Raw genomic sequence first — 1,248 nt, forward strand, 5'->3', positions numbered from 1 at the left:
GTCCGGGCCGGTGCGGCCCACGCAGCGCACCACATCGGCAGGGGCATTGGCGGCAACAACGGGAAGATCATGGCGCCGGGAAAATTCTACCAGCGGCCGGTAAGAAGCCCGGTAGTTGTCCCAGGCATTGGCGTCTTCGATCATTTCGGTTTCGCCGGTGATGCCCGCCAGATAACTGTCCAGCGCCGGCTGATAATCCAGGTTGAACTGCTCCAGGGTCAACACCTGGCGCGGACGCTGTTGGTAAAGCCGTTGTTGCAATTGGGCCTGCAGGAGGTGCGAGGCCTGGTGGCCATGATACTCGCCAATCACCACYACATCGGTGCTGGTCAGTGCTCGTKCCAGGTTGTCGATGGTGACTGGCTGGCTTGAATGGCTGTCGACCAGTACGCTGTCATACAGGGTTTGTGGTTGCGCGGGCTCTGTGCCGGACGGTTTGGGTAGCTGGGCACAACCGGTCGTTAGCGCCAGGCTGAGCGCCAGAACAGGGAGGCGAAAGCGTTCGGGTGAGGCCATCGGCGATGCTCAGTCAGGTTTGTCGGTGCGCCGTTCGCGCCAGTCTTCGCCCAGTCTCTGCTCGACGTATTCGCGGATAAACTGGCGGACTTTCTGTGACGGAGTGACATCCTCTGCTTTGCACAGTTCCTCAAAGACCGCTTTCTTCTCCGGATCGATCAGTAGCGTCAATCGGGCTGTTCGGTTTTCCTTAGTCATAAGTGGTAGTGCTCATGGCATGTTAATCAGGTTAACATTGAATGTAATCGGCGTGAGCATATAATGACTGAGCTATAGCCGCAACCGGGAAGTGCCTCATGTCGCACCGCGCTCATCTGTTTTCTCTGAGGATTGCCCACGCCTTCCGTGAAGCCTGTGTGGATGAGCGTTATACCGGCGGCCGCTTCCTGAAAGACCTGATGGCCGGCGTCACCGTCGGCATTATTGCTATCCCCCTGGCCATGGCGCTGGCCATTGCCAGTGGCGTTGCCCCCCAGTATGGCCTTTATACCGCCTTCATTGCCGGTTTTGTGATTGCCCTGTTCGGCGGCAGCCGTTACAGCATCTCCGGCCCCACGGCGGCGTTCGTGGTGATTCTGTACCCCATTGCCCAGAGCTACGGACTGGGTGGCCTGCTGCTGGCCACCCTGATGTCCGGGGTGTTGCTGGTGATTATGGCGGTGATGCGCCTGGGCCGCTTTATCGAGTATATCCCGGAATCCGTCACCCTGGGGTTCACCGGCGGTATTGCGG

3 protein-coding genes are annotated in these 1,248 nt (G+C 59.1%); 1 reads left to right on the forward strand and 2 read right to left on the reverse strand.

The genetic code is table 11. The features are described 5' to 3' along the window. The coding region (locus IQ216_RS13865; protein WP_193815934.1) for a ChaN family lipoprotein at nucleotides 1-516 on the reverse strand (516 nt) is incomplete at its 3' end. 9 nt (nucleotides 517-525) lie between these two features. After that, nucleotides 526-714 carry a CopG family transcriptional regulator gene (locus IQ216_RS13870; protein ID WP_072676199.1) on the reverse strand — a complete coding sequence of 63 codons (189 nt, stop codon included), beginning with the start codon at nucleotides 712-714 and terminating at the stop codon, nucleotides 526-528. Between the two features lie 98 nt (nucleotides 715-812). Between IQ216_RS13870 and IQ216_RS13875 the strand changes: the two genes are divergently transcribed. Further along, on the forward strand, nucleotides 813-1,248 hold a 436-nt coding region (locus tag IQ216_RS13875; protein WP_255510621.1), incomplete at its 3' end, for a SulP family inorganic anion transporter.

It is taken from the genome of Cyanobium sp. LEGE 06143, assembly GCF_015207535.1.
GTDB lineage: Bacteria > Cyanobacteriota > Cyanobacteriia > PCC-6307 > Cyanobiaceae > NIES-981.

What these genes read in the sequence shown, in the direction of transcription:
- IQ216_RS13870 (WP_072676199.1), bottom strand. Translation starts at nt 714, where the DNA reads ATGACTAAGGAAAACCGAACAGCCCGATTGACGCTACTGATCGATCCG.